The organism is Pseudomonas sp. NPDC085632, assembly GCF_044541255.1.
Classification (GTDB): Bacteria; Pseudomonadota; Gammaproteobacteria; order Pseudomonadales; family Pseudomonadaceae; genus Aquipseudomonas.
In genome coordinates this window covers 14,975-29,227 of the sequence record NZ_JBITSX010000034.1, presented here as the reverse complement: position 1 = coordinate 29,227, position 14,253 = coordinate 14,975, and the positions used below count along the sequence as shown (strand labels likewise).

The 14,253-nt window shown below is 60.3% G+C and carries 18 protein-coding genes; 4 read left to right on the top strand and 14 right to left on the bottom strand.

Annotated features, from left to right (window positions below; all coding sequences use genetic code 11):
* Window positions 1-3: 3 nt before the first annotated feature.
* Window positions 4-798, top strand: coding sequence for a thiazole synthase (locus tag ACIF4X_RS19890; protein ID WP_007913621.1), 795 nt, complete (start codon window positions 4-6; stop codon window positions 796-798).
* Between the two features lie 9 nt (window positions 799-807).
* Window positions 808-1,533 carry a tRNA (guanosine(46)-N7)-methyltransferase TrmB gene (gene trmB / locus ACIF4X_RS19885; RefSeq protein ID WP_397483423.1) on the top strand — a complete coding sequence of 242 codons (726 nt, stop codon included), beginning with the start codon at window positions 808-810 and terminating at the stop codon, window positions 1,531-1,533.
* A gap of 131 nt (window positions 1,534-1,664) precedes the next feature.
* Here trmB and ACIF4X_RS19880 read toward each other — a convergent pair whose 3' ends face one another.
* From ACIF4X_RS19880 to ACIF4X_RS19830, 11 genes are all read right to left on the bottom strand, one after another.
* The gene (locus ACIF4X_RS19880) at window positions 1,665-2,213 is read right to left on the bottom strand and encodes an RNA 2'-phosphotransferase (protein WP_397483422.1); all 549 of its coding nucleotides are present in this window, start codon (window positions 2,211-2,213) and stop codon (window positions 1,665-1,667) included.
* A 48-nt stretch (window positions 2,214-2,261) separates the two neighbouring features.
* The gene (locus ACIF4X_RS19875; RefSeq protein WP_034153666.1) at window positions 2,262-2,585 is read right to left on the bottom strand and encodes a DUF3392 domain-containing protein; all 324 of its coding nucleotides are present in this window, start codon (window positions 2,583-2,585) and stop codon (window positions 2,262-2,264) included.
* A 34-nt stretch (window positions 2,586-2,619) separates the two neighbouring features.
* Window positions 2,620-3,825: a radical SAM family heme chaperone HemW gene (gene hemW / locus ACIF4X_RS19870; protein WP_134176069.1), complete on the bottom strand. Its 1,206-nt coding sequence runs from the start codon at window positions 3,823-3,825 to the stop codon at window positions 2,620-2,622.
* Window positions 3,822-4,418 carry an RdgB/HAM1 family non-canonical purine NTP pyrophosphatase gene (gene rdgB, locus ACIF4X_RS19865; protein ID WP_034153664.1) on the bottom strand — a complete coding sequence of 199 codons (597 nt, stop codon included), beginning with the start codon at window positions 4,416-4,418 and terminating at the stop codon, window positions 3,822-3,824. Before rdgB ends, hemW begins: the two co-directional genes overlap by 4 nt.
* A complete protein-coding gene (locus ACIF4X_RS19860; protein ID WP_397483421.1) occupies window positions 4,415-4,849 on the bottom strand; it encodes a DUF4426 domain-containing protein in 435 nt (144 codons plus the stop codon). The genes rdgB and ACIF4X_RS19860 overlap by 4 nt, the downstream gene beginning before the upstream one ends.
* Before the next feature lie 26 nt (window positions 4,850-4,875).
* Entirely contained in the window at window positions 4,876-5,496 is a 621-nt protein-coding gene (gene metW / locus ACIF4X_RS19855) for a methionine biosynthesis protein MetW (protein WP_064116270.1), read from the bottom strand.
* Between the two features lie 7 nt (window positions 5,497-5,503).
* Window positions 5,504-6,643, bottom strand: coding sequence for a homoserine O-acetyltransferase (locus ACIF4X_RS19850; RefSeq protein ID WP_093429832.1), 1,140 nt, complete (start codon window positions 6,641-6,643; stop codon window positions 5,504-5,506).
* A gap of 330 nt (window positions 6,644-6,973) precedes the next feature.
* Entirely contained in the window at window positions 6,974-7,270 is a 297-nt protein-coding gene (locus tag ACIF4X_RS19845) for a DUF167 domain-containing protein (protein ID WP_397483420.1), read from the bottom strand.
* Window positions 7,267-7,857, bottom strand: a complete 591-nt coding sequence (locus tag ACIF4X_RS19840; protein WP_129395902.1) for a YggT family protein — start codon at window positions 7,855-7,857, stop codon at window positions 7,267-7,269. The genes ACIF4X_RS19845 and ACIF4X_RS19840 overlap by 4 nt, the downstream gene beginning before the upstream one ends.
* 10 nt (window positions 7,858-7,867) lie before the next feature.
* Window positions 7,868-8,686: a pyrroline-5-carboxylate reductase gene (gene proC, locus ACIF4X_RS19835; protein WP_150749752.1), complete on the bottom strand. Its 819-nt coding sequence runs from the start codon at window positions 8,684-8,686 to the stop codon at window positions 7,868-7,870.
* A 23-nt stretch (window positions 8,687-8,709) separates the two neighbouring features.
* Window positions 8,710-9,396, bottom strand: a complete 687-nt coding sequence (locus ACIF4X_RS19830; RefSeq protein WP_397483419.1) for a YggS family pyridoxal phosphate-dependent enzyme — start codon at window positions 9,394-9,396, stop codon at window positions 8,710-8,712.
* 56 nt (window positions 9,397-9,452) lie between these two features.
* Here ACIF4X_RS19830 and ACIF4X_RS19825 point away from each other — a divergent pair, with 56 nt between their 5' ends.
* Window positions 9,453-10,487: a type IV pilus twitching motility protein PilT gene (locus tag ACIF4X_RS19825; protein WP_007953348.1), complete on the top strand. Its 1,035-nt coding sequence runs from the start codon at window positions 9,453-9,455 to the stop codon at window positions 10,485-10,487.
* 106 nt (window positions 10,488-10,593) lie between these two features.
* On the opposite strand, the gene ACIF4X_RS19820 is transcribed toward ACIF4X_RS19825, so the two are convergent.
* Window positions 10,594-11,211: a C40 family peptidase gene (locus tag ACIF4X_RS19820; protein ID WP_242207790.1), complete on the bottom strand. Its 618-nt coding sequence runs from the start codon at window positions 11,209-11,211 to the stop codon at window positions 10,594-10,596.
* A 248-nt stretch (window positions 11,212-11,459) separates the two neighbouring features.
* Between ACIF4X_RS19820 and ACIF4X_RS19815 the strand changes: the two genes are divergently transcribed.
* Window positions 11,460-11,891, top strand: coding sequence for a TM2 domain-containing protein (locus ACIF4X_RS19815; RefSeq protein ID WP_242207791.1), 432 nt, complete (start codon window positions 11,460-11,462; stop codon window positions 11,889-11,891).
* Between the two features lie 83 nt (window positions 11,892-11,974).
* Here ACIF4X_RS19815 and ACIF4X_RS19810 read toward each other — a convergent pair whose 3' ends face one another.
* Together ACIF4X_RS19810 and ACIF4X_RS19805 are read right to left on the bottom strand one after the other, a co-directional pair.
* Complete coding sequence (locus ACIF4X_RS19810; RefSeq protein ID WP_397483418.1) at window positions 11,975-13,246, bottom strand: dihydroorotase; 1,272 nt, start codon at window positions 13,244-13,246, stop codon at window positions 11,975-11,977.
* Window positions 13,243-14,247: an aspartate carbamoyltransferase catalytic subunit gene (locus ACIF4X_RS19805; protein WP_007913665.1), complete on the bottom strand. Its 1,005-nt coding sequence runs from the start codon at window positions 14,245-14,247 to the stop codon at window positions 13,243-13,245. Before ACIF4X_RS19805 ends, ACIF4X_RS19810 begins: the two co-directional genes overlap by 4 nt.
* Between the last annotated feature and the right edge of the window lie 6 nt (window positions 14,248-14,253).

Genomic DNA, 14,253 nt, shown 5'->3' with positions numbered 1-14,253 from the left:
CCCATGAGCATCGTTCGTAGCGACAAGCCTTTTGTGCTGGCCGGTCGTACTTACCAGTCGCGTTTGCTGGTCGGTACCGGCAAGTACCGTGACATGGAAGAAACCCGTCAGGCCATCGAAGCCTCGGGTGCCGAAATCGTCACCTTCGCCGTGCGCCGCACCAACCTGGGCCAGATCGAAGGCGAGCCGAACCTGCTCGACGTGCTGTCGCCGGAGCGCTACACCTTCCTGCCGAACACCGCCGGTTGCTACGACGCCATCGAAGCCGTGCGCACTTGCCGCCTGGCCCGTGAGCTGCTCGACGGCCACAACCTGGTGAAGCTGGAAGTCCTGGCCGACCAGAAGACCCTGTTCCCGAACGTCATTGAAACCCTCAAGGCCGCGGAAACGCTGGTCAAGGAAGGTTTTGACGTGATGGTTTACACCAGTGATGACCCGATCATCGCCCGTCAACTGGCGGAAATCGGCTGCATCGCGGTCATGCCGCTGGCCGGTCTGATCGGTTCCGGCCTGGGGATCTGCAATCCGTACAACCTGCAGATCATCCTCGAAGAAGCGAAAATCCCTGTGTTGGTCGATGCCGGTGTCGGCACTGCGTCCGACGCAACCATCGCCATGGAACTGGGTTGCGATGCGGTGCTGATGAACTCGGCCATCGCCCACGCCCAGCAACCGGTGATGATGGCTGAAGCCATGAAACATGCCATCGTTGCAGGCCGTCTGGCCTACCTCGCTGGCCGTATGCCGAAAAAACTCTATGCCAGCGCCTCCTCGCCGCTGGATGGTCTGATCAAGTAAGAGCCATTGATGACTGAATCGAACGACACGCCTATCCAGACGGAAGAAGGCGACGAGCGCCAACACCGCCGCATCAAGAGTTTCGTGATGCGCGCCGGGCGCATGACCGAAGGCCAGCAGAAAGGTCTGGATCAAGGCACGCCGCTGTTCGTGCTGCCGCTGGCAGACGCGCCGGTGGATTACGATCAAGTGTTCGGCCGTTCGGCACCGCGCTCGCTGGAGATCGGTTTCGGCATGGGCCACTCGCTGCTGGAAATGGCTGCGGCGGCGCCGGATCAGGATTTCATCGGTGTTGAAGTTCACCGTCCGGGTGTTGGCGCGCTGCTCAATGGCGCCCTGACTCAGGGCCTGACCAACCTTCGCGTCTACGATTGCGACGCGATCGAAGTGCTCAACCGCTGCATCGCCGACAACAGCCTCGATCGCCTGATGCTGTTTTTCCCGGATCCATGGCACAAGAGCCGTCACCACAAGCGTCGTATCGTTCAGGCGTCGTTCGCTGAACTGGTGCGCAGCAAGCTGAAGGTCGGCGGCATTCTGCACATGGCCACCGACTGGGAGCCGTACGCCGAATACATGCTGGAAGTGATGAACGTCGCCCCGGGCTACCGCAACCTCGCCGAAGACGGCAAGTGCGTGCCACGCCCGGCCGAACGCCCCATCACCAAGTTTGAACGCCGCGGCGAACGTCTTGGCCATGGCGTGTGGGATCTGAAGTTCGAAAAACTCGCTTAAGCATCACGCAATAAAAACTGTGGGAGCTAGCTTGCTCGCGAAGGCGGATGTTCATTCAACGTTGATGTTGACTGACACACCGTATTCGCGAGCAGGCTCGCTCCCACAGTTGTTTTCGGTTTCGTCAGAAGTTACAGGGTGGAAATGAAGTGCACTGGCACTTGCTCTGTCAGCCAGACGCCATTTTCGGCCTGATAAAACTTGAAGCCTTGCTCCTGCATTTGCTGCGCGGCGACTTTCAGGACTACCACGGTTCCGTAGCGTTGCCCTACGGCTGAGGCAGTGGCGGATTCTGCCGAGAGATGCACGTGGTGACGCGATCCCGGGATCAAGCCTTGCTGGTTGATAGAGTCCATGAAGCGCGTCGCCGTACCGTGATACAGCGTTTTCGGTGGCTGCTTTTCCTCCAGTTGAAGCGCTACGCTTTTCGTCGAATGGCCCTGAACGGCGCGAATGGACTGGCCATCTTCCGAGATCGAAAAGCGCTTTTTGTCGCTGTTCGCTACGACGTTTTCAATCAGTGAACGATCCAGGTTTCGACCATCACGCGCAGCGCCGCTGATCACTGCTTCGATATCTGCCCAGCCTTCCGAATCCAGCGTCAGCCCAATCGCCTGAGGCTCGTGGCGCAATACGTAGCTAAGAAATTTGCTCGTCTCATCCAGCAGTTTTTTACTCATGAGCTTCCCTGTCATTGCTCCCACAGTTGTTTTGGGGTGTTTGTGGGGTTAGCGGCGGTCGGCGACTACGCCGATGAGAACGAGGACTACCAGCAGCACGGGGGCCAGGCTGTAGTTGTTGAACTGGCTCAAGCCCTTGATCACCCACGGCGTGGCGTAAATCAGCGCCGCGCCGCTACCGATCACACACAGCAGCGACATCAGCGGTATGCGCAGGGCGCCGGCGATGCTGCCCAGGCGTTGCTCGACCCAGCCTTTGAAGTCGGCACCGAACAGCACCAGCAGGCAGCCCACCAAGGCCAGAGCGATTTCCGAGAGGTTGCTGCGGCTCCAGCGGGAGACGGTGGCGAGCAGGTCGAGTATCAAATCCATGGGTTTTTCCTTGGGGCTGAAGTTGAGGTTGGGCTCAGTTCAGAAATTGTTGCAGCAAGTCGTTGAGGAACAGCTGTCCGCGCTCGGTGGCCGCCAGACGTGACGGTTCGACCTGCAACAGACCGCTTTGTTCTGCCGCTGCCCGGCCTTCGGCGAGGCTTTCCAGCGACAGGCCGGTACGCTCCGGATACAGGCGCGATTCGACGCCCGCGGTCAGGCGCAAAGCGTTCATCAGAAACTCGAACGGCATCTCGTCATTGGTCAGGGCTTTTTCGCCGGCCTGAAAGCTTTTCGCCGGATTCAGGTAATCCTTCGGCAGACGCGTCTTCCAGGTGCGCACGATGCGTCCGTCCGGATGACTCAGCTTGCCGTGGGCTCCCGCGCCAATGCCGATGAAGTCGCCGAAGCTCCAGTAATTGAGGTTATGCCGCGCCGGGCGCCCGGCCTGGGCATACGCCGAGACTTCATACTGCGCGTAACCGTGCTCGGCCAGCAGCGCTTGCCCGGCCTCTTGAATATCCCACAACGTGTCGTCTTCCGGCAGCACCGGCGGCTGATTCCAGAACACGGTGTTCGGCTCCAGCGTCAGCTGATACCAGGAGATGTGCGTCGGATTCAGCGCGATGGCCTGGCGCAGATCGCTCAAGGCATCGTCCAGCGACTGATCGGGCAAGCCGTGCATCAAGTCGAGGTTGAAGTTATCGAACCCGGCCTGACGCGCCATGCCGGCGGCACGCACCGCTTCGTCACCGTTGTGAATCCGGCCGAGCGCCTTGAGTTTTTCCTGCTGAAAACTCTGGATACCGATCGACAGGCGATTGATCCCCAGCTTGCGGTACGCGACGAACTTCTCTTGTTCGAAGGTGCCCGGATTGGCTTCCAGAGTGATTTCAATGTCATGAGCAAATGGAATGCGCTGCTCGACGCCTTCGAGCAAACGCCCAAGCGCTTCGGCGCTGAACAGGCTCGGCGTGCCGCCACCAAAAAAGATCGAGCTGATTTCACGCCCGTACACGGCGTGCAGATCCTGATCGAGATCGGCCAGCAAGGCGTCAACGTACTCCTGCTCCGGCAACACCGGGCTGGCAGTGTGCGAGTTGAAGTCGCAATACGGGCATTTGCGCACACACCACGGGATGTGGATGTACAGCGCCAGGGGCGGCAGCGTCGGCAACGGCGCCCGAGGCGAAGAGGCGGCGCCGCCGACAATCAGCGACGACGCAGAAGAATCACGGGTCATTTCAAGCCCAGACGCTGGCGCAGCAGATCCATTGCACGGGCGCGGTGGCTGATCTGGTTCTTGTCCGCCGGGCTCAGTTCGGCGCTGGACACGTCACGTTCCGGCACCCAGAACAGCGGGTCATAACCGAAACCGTGTTCGCCGCTGGCAGCGGTCAGAATCCGCCCGTGCCACAGGCCTTCGCAGAGGATCGGCAACGGATCGTCAGCGTGACGCACCAGCGCCAGCACGCAAACGAACTGCGCACCGCGCTCGGCTTGCGGGACATCCTTCAAGGCGTCGAGCAGTTTCGCGTTGTTCGCCGCATCGCCCTTGCCGTCGGCATAACGCGCGGAATAGATGCCCGGCGCACCGCCGAGGAAATCCACCGCCAGACCGGAATCGTCGGCCAGCGCCGGCAACCCGGAAATCCGTGCGGCGTTGCGCGCCTTGAGGATCGCGTTCTCGACGAACGACAGGCCGGTTTCTTCCGGCTCGACCTTGCTCCACTCGCCAATCGAGCGCAGTTGCACCGAGTCGCCGAGCATGGCCTGAAGTTCTTTGAGTTTGCCGGCGTTATGGCTGGCCAGTACGAGCTGCTTGATGTTCATCATTCGCCGGGAAAGAGTTCTTGGTTGAAATTGATGGCGTTGATCTTGTCGCCGTTCTGCACCTTGATCTCAAAGGTGCGGGTTTCCTGCTGTTCCACCGGGTACTGGGCGATGTAGTACACCGCGCCCTGTTCGGTCACCTGGCGGAAAGTCAGCGTCACGCTCTGGCTGGTGAGGTCTTTGACCGTGCCGGTGACGTTGGCGATCAGCGGTTTGCCGTCCTTGATCACCGAGACATTGATCACGCCCTGATTCTTGCTGCGGATGAGTTCGGCAGCCTTGGCGATGTCCGGTTGCAGGTACGTCGAGTTGAAGGTGTTGTAGTGCACCGTCACGTCGCCAAAGGTTTCCTGACGCTCGCCCTTGATGACATCAGCCGCCAGAGCGCTGGCGCTCAGGCAGGCAGTCAATAACAACAACGCTAAACGACCCATGATCGTGCTCCTCGAAATGCCGGGATTCAGACCGCGACTTTGTGGTCTGCAAGCTGCGGGCTGCTGACACGGTAGATACCGATCTCACCTAACAGATTAGGCCATAGCTTACTGGCCCACCCGTGACGGTGCTGTTGATCCACGGCAAGCCGATCAATGACCTTCGCATCACGTTCGCGACAAAGTTCTTCAAAGTCTTCAAAGGTGCAGAAGTGAATGTTCGGTGTGTTGTACCAGGTGTACGGCAGAAATTCGGAGACCGGCATGCGGCCCTTGCTCGCCAGGTACCAGCGGCAGCGCCAGTGACCGAAATTCGGGAAAGTGATGATGCACTGACGACCGACCCGCAGCATTTCGTCGAGGATCCTGTCCGGGTAGTGCACCGCTTGCAGGGCCTGGGTCATGACGACGATGTCGAAACTGTTGCTGGCGAAGTTGCCCAGCCCTTTGTCCAGATCCTGCTCGATGACGTTGATGCCCTTGGCCACGCACTCGGCGATGTTGTCGGCGTCGTTCTCAAGGCCATAACCGGTGACATTCTTGTTGTCGCGCAGCCAGGTCAGCAGCTCGCCGTCACCGCAACCGAGGTCGAGGACGCGGCTGCCGGCGGGGATCCATTCCTGGATGATTTCCAGATCAGCTCTCATGGCTTTCTCACAACGTGATGCGGTTCATGTAATTGCCGAACGCCTGCAAGTAACGCGGGATCGGAATCAGGAAGGCGTCGTGGCCCTGCGGTGCGTCGATTTCCAGATAGCTGACGTCTTTGCGCGCCGCCATCAACGCATCCACCAGCTCGCGCGAACGCGCCGGGGAGAAACGCCAGTCAGTGGTGAACGACATCACGCAGAACTTGGCCGTGGCGTTCTCGAAGGTTTTCGCCAGGTTATCGTCGAAGTTCGCCGCCGGATCGAAGTAATCCAGCGCCTTGGTCATCAACAGATAGGTGTTGGCGTCGAAACGCCCGGAAAACTCTTCGCCCTGATAACGCAGGTAGCTTTCGACCTGGAACTCGACACTGTGGAAGTCGTAGTTGAGCTTTTCGCTCTTCAGGCCACGGCCGAATTTTTCGCCCATGGAATCGTCGGACAGGTAAGTGATGTGCCCGACCATGCGCGCCAGCATCAAGCCGCGCTTGGGGATCACGCCGGCCTCCTGGAACGAGCCGCCGTGGAATTCCGGGTCAGTCAGGATCGCCTGACGCGCGACTTCGTTGAAGGCGATGTTCTGCGCCGACAGCTTTGGTGCCGAGGCGATGGCCAGGCAGTGACGCACGCGATCGGGGTAGGTGATGGTCCATTGCAGCGCCTGCATGCCGCCGAGGCTGCCGCCGATCACCGCCGCCCACTGGCCGATGCCGAGCAGATCAGCGAGGCGTGCCTGGCTGTGCACCCAGTCTTCCACGGTGAGCACCGGGAAATCGGCGCCGAACGGTTTGCCGGTTTCCGGGTTGATGCTACTCGGGCCGGTGGAGCCGTTGCAGCCGCCCAGATTATTCAGGCTGACCACGAAGAACTTGTTGGTGTCGATCGGTTTGCCGGGGCCGATGCAGCTGTCCCACCAACCGGGCTTGCGGTCGTCGACGCTGTGATAACCGGCGGCGTGGTGATGGCCGGACAAGGCGTGGCAAATCAGCACGGCGTTGCTCGCTTGCGCGTTCAGCGTGCCGTAGGTTTCGTAGATCAGGTCATAGGCGGCCAGCGAGCGGCCACAGGCCAGCGCCAGCGGATCGCTGAAGTGCGCGGTTTGCGGCGTCACCAGACCAACAGAATCGGGGGGAAAGGCAGTTGGCATCGACCCTGCTCTCGTTGAAATGAGGCGTAAGTCTAAAGACCGGGGGGGTTAGCGGCAAGCGGCCCTCACCCTAGCCCTCTCCCAGAGGTAGAGGGGACCGACCGAGGTGTTCTTTTGAGCTACGCCGACCTGATCTGTCGAGTTGAACTCAGGCCTTGAAAACCACCAAAATCGGCTCCCTCTCCCGGAGGACGAGGGGACTGACTGGGGTGGATGTTCGAGATACGCCGACGTGGGATATCGAGTCGAACTCAGGTTTTGAAAACACCATGGATCGGCTCCCTCTCCAGGGGGAGAGGGCTGGGGTGAGGGGTACAGACGCCGCAAAACTCAAGACAAGCGCGCAACCAACCCCGGCAACTCCGGCAACTTCTTCGGCGAGCAGATTTTCACTCGCTTCTGCCGGTTCAGCTCGCCACTGAGCAAACTGACCTGGCTCTTCGAAACGCCAAATGCCTTGGCCAGAAAGCCCATCAGATAAGCATTGGCCTTGCCCTCGACCGGCGGCGCAGTCAGGCGAATTTTCAGACGATCACCGTGCAGCCCGGCGAAGTCATCGCTGCGGGCTGCCGGTTGCAGGTGACACTCGAGGATCAAGTCGTCACCGTCCCATCGAAACCAGCTCACATCAGCAGACGGAGGATTTCCGGCATCATCGTCATCGCCGCCAGATTGTTGATCACCAGCATGTCGATCAGCTTCAGCGCGAGGAAGGCGAAGATCGGCGACAGGTCCAGACCGCCGAGATTCGGCAGGATTTTGCGGAACGGCGCCAATGCCGGTTCGCAGATCTGGTTGACCAGCTCAGCGCCCGGATTGTGGCTGCCCGGCGCGACCCACGACAGAATCACGCTGATGATCAGGGCGAAGAAGAAAATCTTCAGGAACAGCGCGGTCACGCCAATGATCGACCAGATAAACAGTTGCAGCGGGTTGCCAGTGGTGCCGTAAGTCAGCAGCAGGGTCAGCGCCATCAGCGCCAGTTGCACCAGAATCGCCAAGACCAGCGACGACATGTCGAGACCGAACAGGCTCGGGATGATCCGGCGCAGTGGCTTGAGCAGCGGCTGGGTGGCTTTGACGATGAACTGGCACAGCGGGTTGTAGAAGTTTGCCCGTACCAGTTGCAGGACGAAGCGCAGCAGCACGATCAGCAGGTACAGGCTGCCGAGGGTTTGCAGCACGTAAACCGCTGCAGTGTTCAATCCAATCATGTAAGGCTCCTTATTTGCCCAGTTGTTCGGCCATTTCGGCCGAGCGGTGCGCGGCGGCGCCGAGTGCGGTTTCGACCAGGGCTTCGAAGCCATTGGCCTGGAATGATTTGATTGCAGCTTCCGTGGTGCCGTTTGGCGAGGTCACGCGACGGCGCAGTTCGGCAGCGTCAACATCGCTGGACACAGCCATGTGTGCGGCGCCCAGCGCGGTCTGCAGGGTCAGTTGCTCGGCGATGTCCTTCGGCAAACCGAGTTTGACGCCGGCGGCGGTCATGGCCTCGATCAGCAGGAAGAAGTACGCCGGGCCGGAACCGGAAACGGCAGTGACCGCGTCCAGTTGCTGCTCTTCGTTGAGCCACAGGGCGATGCCCACGGCGGACAGCAGCTCTTCGGCTTGCTGGCGCTGCTCGGCGGTCACTTCACTGGTCGCGTACAAACCGCTGACACCCTGGCGCAGCAACGCAGGGGTGTTCGGCATGCAGCGCACGATTGGCTGTTCGCCGAGCCACGCGGTCATGCTGGCGCAAGTGATGCCCGCCGCGATGGAGACCACCAGTTGATTCGGTTTCAGGCTCGGGCGAATCGCTTCGCACACGGTTTTCATCGCCTGAGGTTTGACCGCCAGGACGATCACATCGACGCCGTCGATGGCCTGGGCGTTGTCGGCGAAAGTTTCGATGCCGTGCTCGGCGCTGACCTTGGCGCGGGTTTCTTCGCCCGGATCACTGGCGCGGATCTGCGCCGCTTCCAGCCCTTTGGCGCGCAGGCCGCCAATCAGACTGGCCGCCATGTTGCCCGCACCGATAAACGCAATACGTGTGTTGCTCATGTGTGGTCCTTATCTGGATTCGTTCAAGACTGGGAATAATCTCTGGCACCAAACAGGGCCGTACCGATACGGACCCAAGTGGCGCCTTGAGCAATGGCCGACTCGAGGTCGTGGCTCATGCCCATGGACAGTGTGTCGAGCGGCAGATCGAGGCTGGCCTGCAATTTCTGCACAGCGGCGAAGGCCGCATCCTGCTCGGTGCGGTCGTCGGTCGGCTCGGGAATCGCCATCAAACCGCGCAATTTCAGGCGCGGCAAATCGCTGATGGCTTTAGCCAATGCTGGCAGGTCCGCCGGTGTGCAGCCGGATTTACTGGCTTCACCGCTGACGTTGACCTGAATGCAGATGTTCAGCGGCGGCAACTCGGCCGGGCGCTGTTCGGACAGGCGCTGAGCGATTTTCAGGCGATCCACGGAGTGCACCCAGTCGAAATGCTCGGCAATGGCGCGAGTCTTGTTCGATTGAATGGGGCCGATGAAGTGCCAGATCAAGGGCAGGTCCGCCAGTTCGAGCTGTTTGCCCAGGGCTTCCTGCAGGTAATTCTCGCCAAAGTCACGCAGGCCGGCGGCAAACGCTTCGCGCAGGGCCTCGGCGGGTTTGGTCTTGCTGACGGCGAGTAACTGGACGCTGTTTTCAGGACGGTGTGCGGCTTGGGTCGCGGTCTGGATGCGCGAACCAACCTTAAGAATGTTGTCTGCTATCGTGGACATCAAGAGGCGCCAGCGGTCTGAAGGTTCGCGGCATTCTACTGGAATTGAGGAGCGCTATGGATATCACTGAACTGCTTGCCTTCAGCGCCAAACAAGGCGCTTCCGACCTGCACCTGTCGGCTGGTCTGCCGCCGATGATCCGCGTTGATGGCGATGTGCGGCGGATCAATCTGCCGGCGCTGGATCACAAGCAAGTGCACGAATTGATCTACGACATCATGAACGATACCCAGCGGGTCGACTTCGAGAAACATCTGGAAACCGACTTTTCTTTCGAAGTCCCCGGTGTGGCGCGCTTTCGGGTTAACGCCTTTAACCAGAACCGTGGCGCTGGCGCGGTGTTCCGTACGATTCCGTCGAAAGTGCTGAGCATGGAAGACCTGGCCATGGGCGATGTCTTTCGCAAGATCACCGATGCGCCGCGCGGGCTGGTGCTGGTCACCGGGCCGACCGGTTCCGGCAAATCGACCACGCTGGCGGCGATGATCGATTACCTCAACACCCACCGTCATCACCATATCCTGACCATTGAAGACCCGATCGAATTCGTTCACGAATCGCGCAAATGCCTGATCAATCAGCGTGAAGTCCATCGTGATACCCGCAGTTTTGCCACCGCATTGCGCTCGGCGCTGCGCGAAGACCCGGACGTGATTCTGGTCGGCGAGATGCGTGATCTGGAAACCATTCGCCTGGCGCTGACCGCAGCGGAAACCGGGCACCTGGTGTTCGGCACCTTACACACGACTTCAGCGGCGAAAACCATCGACCGGGTGGTGGATGTGTTCCCCGGTGACGAGAAGTCGATGGTCCGCTCGATGCTGTCCGAATCGTTGCTGGCGGTGGTTTCGCAGACGCTGATCAAGAAGATCGGCGGCGGGCGGGTGGCGGCGCACGAGATCATGCTGGGCACGTCGGCGATCCGTAACCTGATCCGCGAGGACAAGGTGGCGCAGATGTATTCGGCGATTCAGACCGGTGGGTCGTTGGGGATGCAGACACTGGACATGTGCCTGAAGGATCTGGTGACCAAGGGCTTGATCAGCCGCGAGCATGCGCGAGAGAAGGCGCGTACGCCGGATAATTTTTAAACGCCAAAAGCAAAAGATCGCAGCCTGCGGCAGCTCCTACAGGGAAACGCTGATCCCGATGTAGGAGCTGCCGCAGGCTGCGATCTTTTGATCTTGCTTCGAAGACTCAGCGCTGAACGACGCGCATCTGGCTTTGTTCTTTCGGCAACACCCGCTTGGCAACGACGTAATGCTGTTCCCAATACGGCTTGTTCAACGTGTCGATGCTCACCGCTTTGCCACGACGTGGGGCATGGATGAAGCGGTCGTTGCCCAGGTAGATGGCAACGTGGTTGACCCGACGGCTCTTGATGTTGAAGAAAATCAGGTCGCCCGGTTTCAGATCCTTGCGCTCGACTTTCTCGCCGTGACCGCTGGCCATGGCGTTGGAGGTGCGTGGCAGGTCGAACGTAGCGTCGTTGAACGCGTATTTCACCAGACCGCTGCAATCGAAGCCTTTACTTGGGCTGCTGCCGCCCCAACGATAAGGTGTACCGAGGACGTTCACAGCACGGCTCAGCACATTGCTGCTTTCCTTGCTCGCCATCGGTGGCACCAGCTTGCTGTGGCTCTTGCTGCTCAGCGTGGTGGTTTTGCTTTTGCTGCTTTTGCTCGAAGGAGCCGAAGCATGGGATTTAGGGGTGAAGCCGTTAACGTTGGGAAGACGTTGCTCACGATTGGTGGCGTGGGCGGCCAGTGGCATTAATAGGCAGATGGTTAGCCATGTCTTGAAAAATGGTCGCATTAGGCGTGGCTCTTCAGTGATAGCGCGCAACTTTATAACAGAGTTTTTTTTCATTCCGAGGCCGTTGGTCGATTCACTTGGCTGCCAACGGAACCAAATAAGCGGCAAATGGACGCAATTGTCCGACAGAAGTCAGGTGTTATAAGGCTTTGACGCTAGCAACGGTAACATTTGCCATACGTCGGCTACCTGTAAAAAAGTCACAAAGAATTCAAGAATATTTATCTATCGAGTGAATCGAGGTCTTCATGAACCCCTATCAACAATTCGTTCAGCAGCAAGATACGCACAGCAAAATCATCGGCTATCTGCTGTGGATTTTCGGTTTTACCGGCGCTCACCGCTTCTATTACGGCAAGCCGGTAACCGGGACGATCTGGTTCTTCACCTTCGGTTTGCTGGGTATTGGCTGGCTGATCGACGTGTTTCTGATTCCGGCAATGGATCGCGAGGCGGATCTGCGTTTTACCGCGGGGCCGATCGAGTACAACGTGGCGTGGATTCTGCTGACGTTCCTTGGCGCACTGGGCGTGCACCGGATGTACCAAGGCAAGTGGATCAGCGGACTGATCTATCTGCTGACGGGCGGGTTGTTCTTTCTGGGGGTGCTGTATGACTTCTGGACGCTGAATGATCAGGTGTCCGTGCGTAACGCCGAAGGCAGAGGCGCCTTCCAGTAAGTCTTCGCGAGCAGGCTCGCTCCCACAGGGTTCGCGGTGATCCTTGTGGGAGCGAGCCTGCTCGCGAATGGGGCGACGCGGTATCAAGCCTGGTGACTGATCCGCCCATCCACCAGCGTGTAGCGAACCACACCCGGCAACGTGTGCCCAATAAACGGGCAGTTCTCGCCCTTCGACAACCAGTTCTCACCGGCCACCGTCGAAGCCTGTGGATCGAACAGCACGATATCCGCCGCGCCACCGACCGCCAGTTTGCCCGCCGGCAGGCGCAACGCTTCAGCCGGGCCTGCACTCAGGCGCGCGAGCAGCGTCGGCAGATCCAGCAAGCCATCCTCAACCAGCGTCATCGCCAGCGGCAGCAACAGCTCAACACTGCTGATGCCCGGCTCGGTCGCGCCGAACGGTGCCAGTTTGGCATCACGTTCGTGCGGCTGGTGATGGCTGGAAATCGCCGACACAACGCCGGATTGCACAGCTTCACGCAAACCGTCGCGATCCGCGCGAGTGCGCAGCGGCGGTTGCACGTGATACAGGCTGCTGAAGTCGATCAGCGCTTCATCGGTCAGAATCAGCTGATACAACGCGACATCCGCCGTCACCTTCAAGCCACGGGCCTGAGCCTGAGCAATCAGGGCAACGCCGCGAGCGCTGGTCAGCTGGCTGAAGTGCGCACGCACGCCTGTCTGCTCGACCAGCAGCAGATCCCGAGCCAGGGCCACGGTTTCAGCGGTTTCCGGAATCCCCGGCAAACCGAGGAAACTGGCAACCGCGCCCTCGTGAGCCAAGCCACCTTCAGCCAGATCATGATCCTGCGAATTGAAGATCACGGTCAGGTCAAACGTCGCCGCGTATTCCAGTGCCCGGCACAGGGTGCGGGTGTTGCGGAAACTCTCCAGACCGTTGCCGAAGGCCACGCAACCAGCGTCGCGCAGCGCCACCAGCTCGGCCAGTTGCTCGCCATCCAGACCTTTGCTCAGCGCGCCAATCGGAAACACCTTGGTGTTGCCGGCCTCGCGGGCGCGGTCGAGGATCAGCTCGGCCACGGCGGAGGTGTCGAGCACCGGTTTGGTTTTTGGCGGGCAGCACAGGCTGGTCACGCCGCCGGCTGCGGCCGCGCGGGTTTCGCTGATGATCGAGCCTTTACGGCTGTAGCCCGGCTCGCGCAGGGCCACATTCAGATCGACGAGGCCCGGAGCGGCGACAAGGCCTTGGGCGTCGATGGTTTCTACAGCGCTGAAACCGGACGGGGCGGCGCCGAGGGCGACGATCTTGCAGGCTTCAACGTGAATGTCGGTGACTTGATCCAGGCCGCTGCTTGGATCGATGACGCGTGCGCCGAGAATGCTGAGCTTCACTGGGCGTTCTCCTGCTCGAATTGACGCTGCGCGGTTTGCCCGCTCATGGCCATGGACAGCACGGCCATACGAATCGCGATGCCGTAGGTGACCTGGTTGAGGATCACCGAGTGCGGACCGTCGGCCACTGCTGACTCGATCTCCACCCCCCGGTTGATCGGCCCCGGGTGCATGACGATGCAATCGGGTTTGGCACCGGCCAGACGTGCGGTGGTCAGGCCGAACAGGCGGTAGAACTCGCCTTCGCTCGGCAGCAGGCCGCCGGTCATGCGTTCACGCTGCAGGCGCAGCATGATCACCACGTCGACGTCTTTCAGGCCTTCGGTCATGTCGGTGTAAACCTTCACGCCGTATTGCTCGATGCCGATCGGCAGCAGGGTCTTCGGCGCGATCACGCGGATGTCCGGGCAACCGAGGGTTTTCAGCGCGAGCATGTTCGAGCGTGCGACCCGTGAGTGCAGGATGTCGCCAACGATGGCCACCGAGAGGTTTTCAAAGCCGCCTTTGTGCCGACGGATGGTGAGCATGTCGAGCATGCCCTGCGTCGGGTGCGCGTGACGGCCGTCGCCGCCGTTGATGATCGCCACTTGCGGGCAGACGTGCTCGGCGATGAAGTGCGCAGCGCCAGAATCACCGTGGCGCACGACGAACATGTCGGCGGCCATGGCTTCGAGGTTGCGCAGGGTGTCGAGCAGCGTTTCACCCTTGCTTGCCGACGAGGTCGACACGTTCAGGGTGATTACGTCCGCCGACAGCCGCTGGGCCGCCAGTTCGAAGGTGGTGCGGGTGCGCGTGGAGTTTTCGAAGAACACGTTGCACACGGTCTTGCCGCGCAGCAACGGGACTTTCTTCACCGCCCGGGCACCGACTTCGAGGAACGAGTCGGCAGTGTCGAGGATTTCCGTCAGCAACTCGCGGCGCAGGCCGTCGAGCGAGAGGAAGTGGCGCAGCTGGCCCTGATCATTGAGCTGCAGCGGGCGCTTGGTATCTAGAGGCGTCATCGCGAA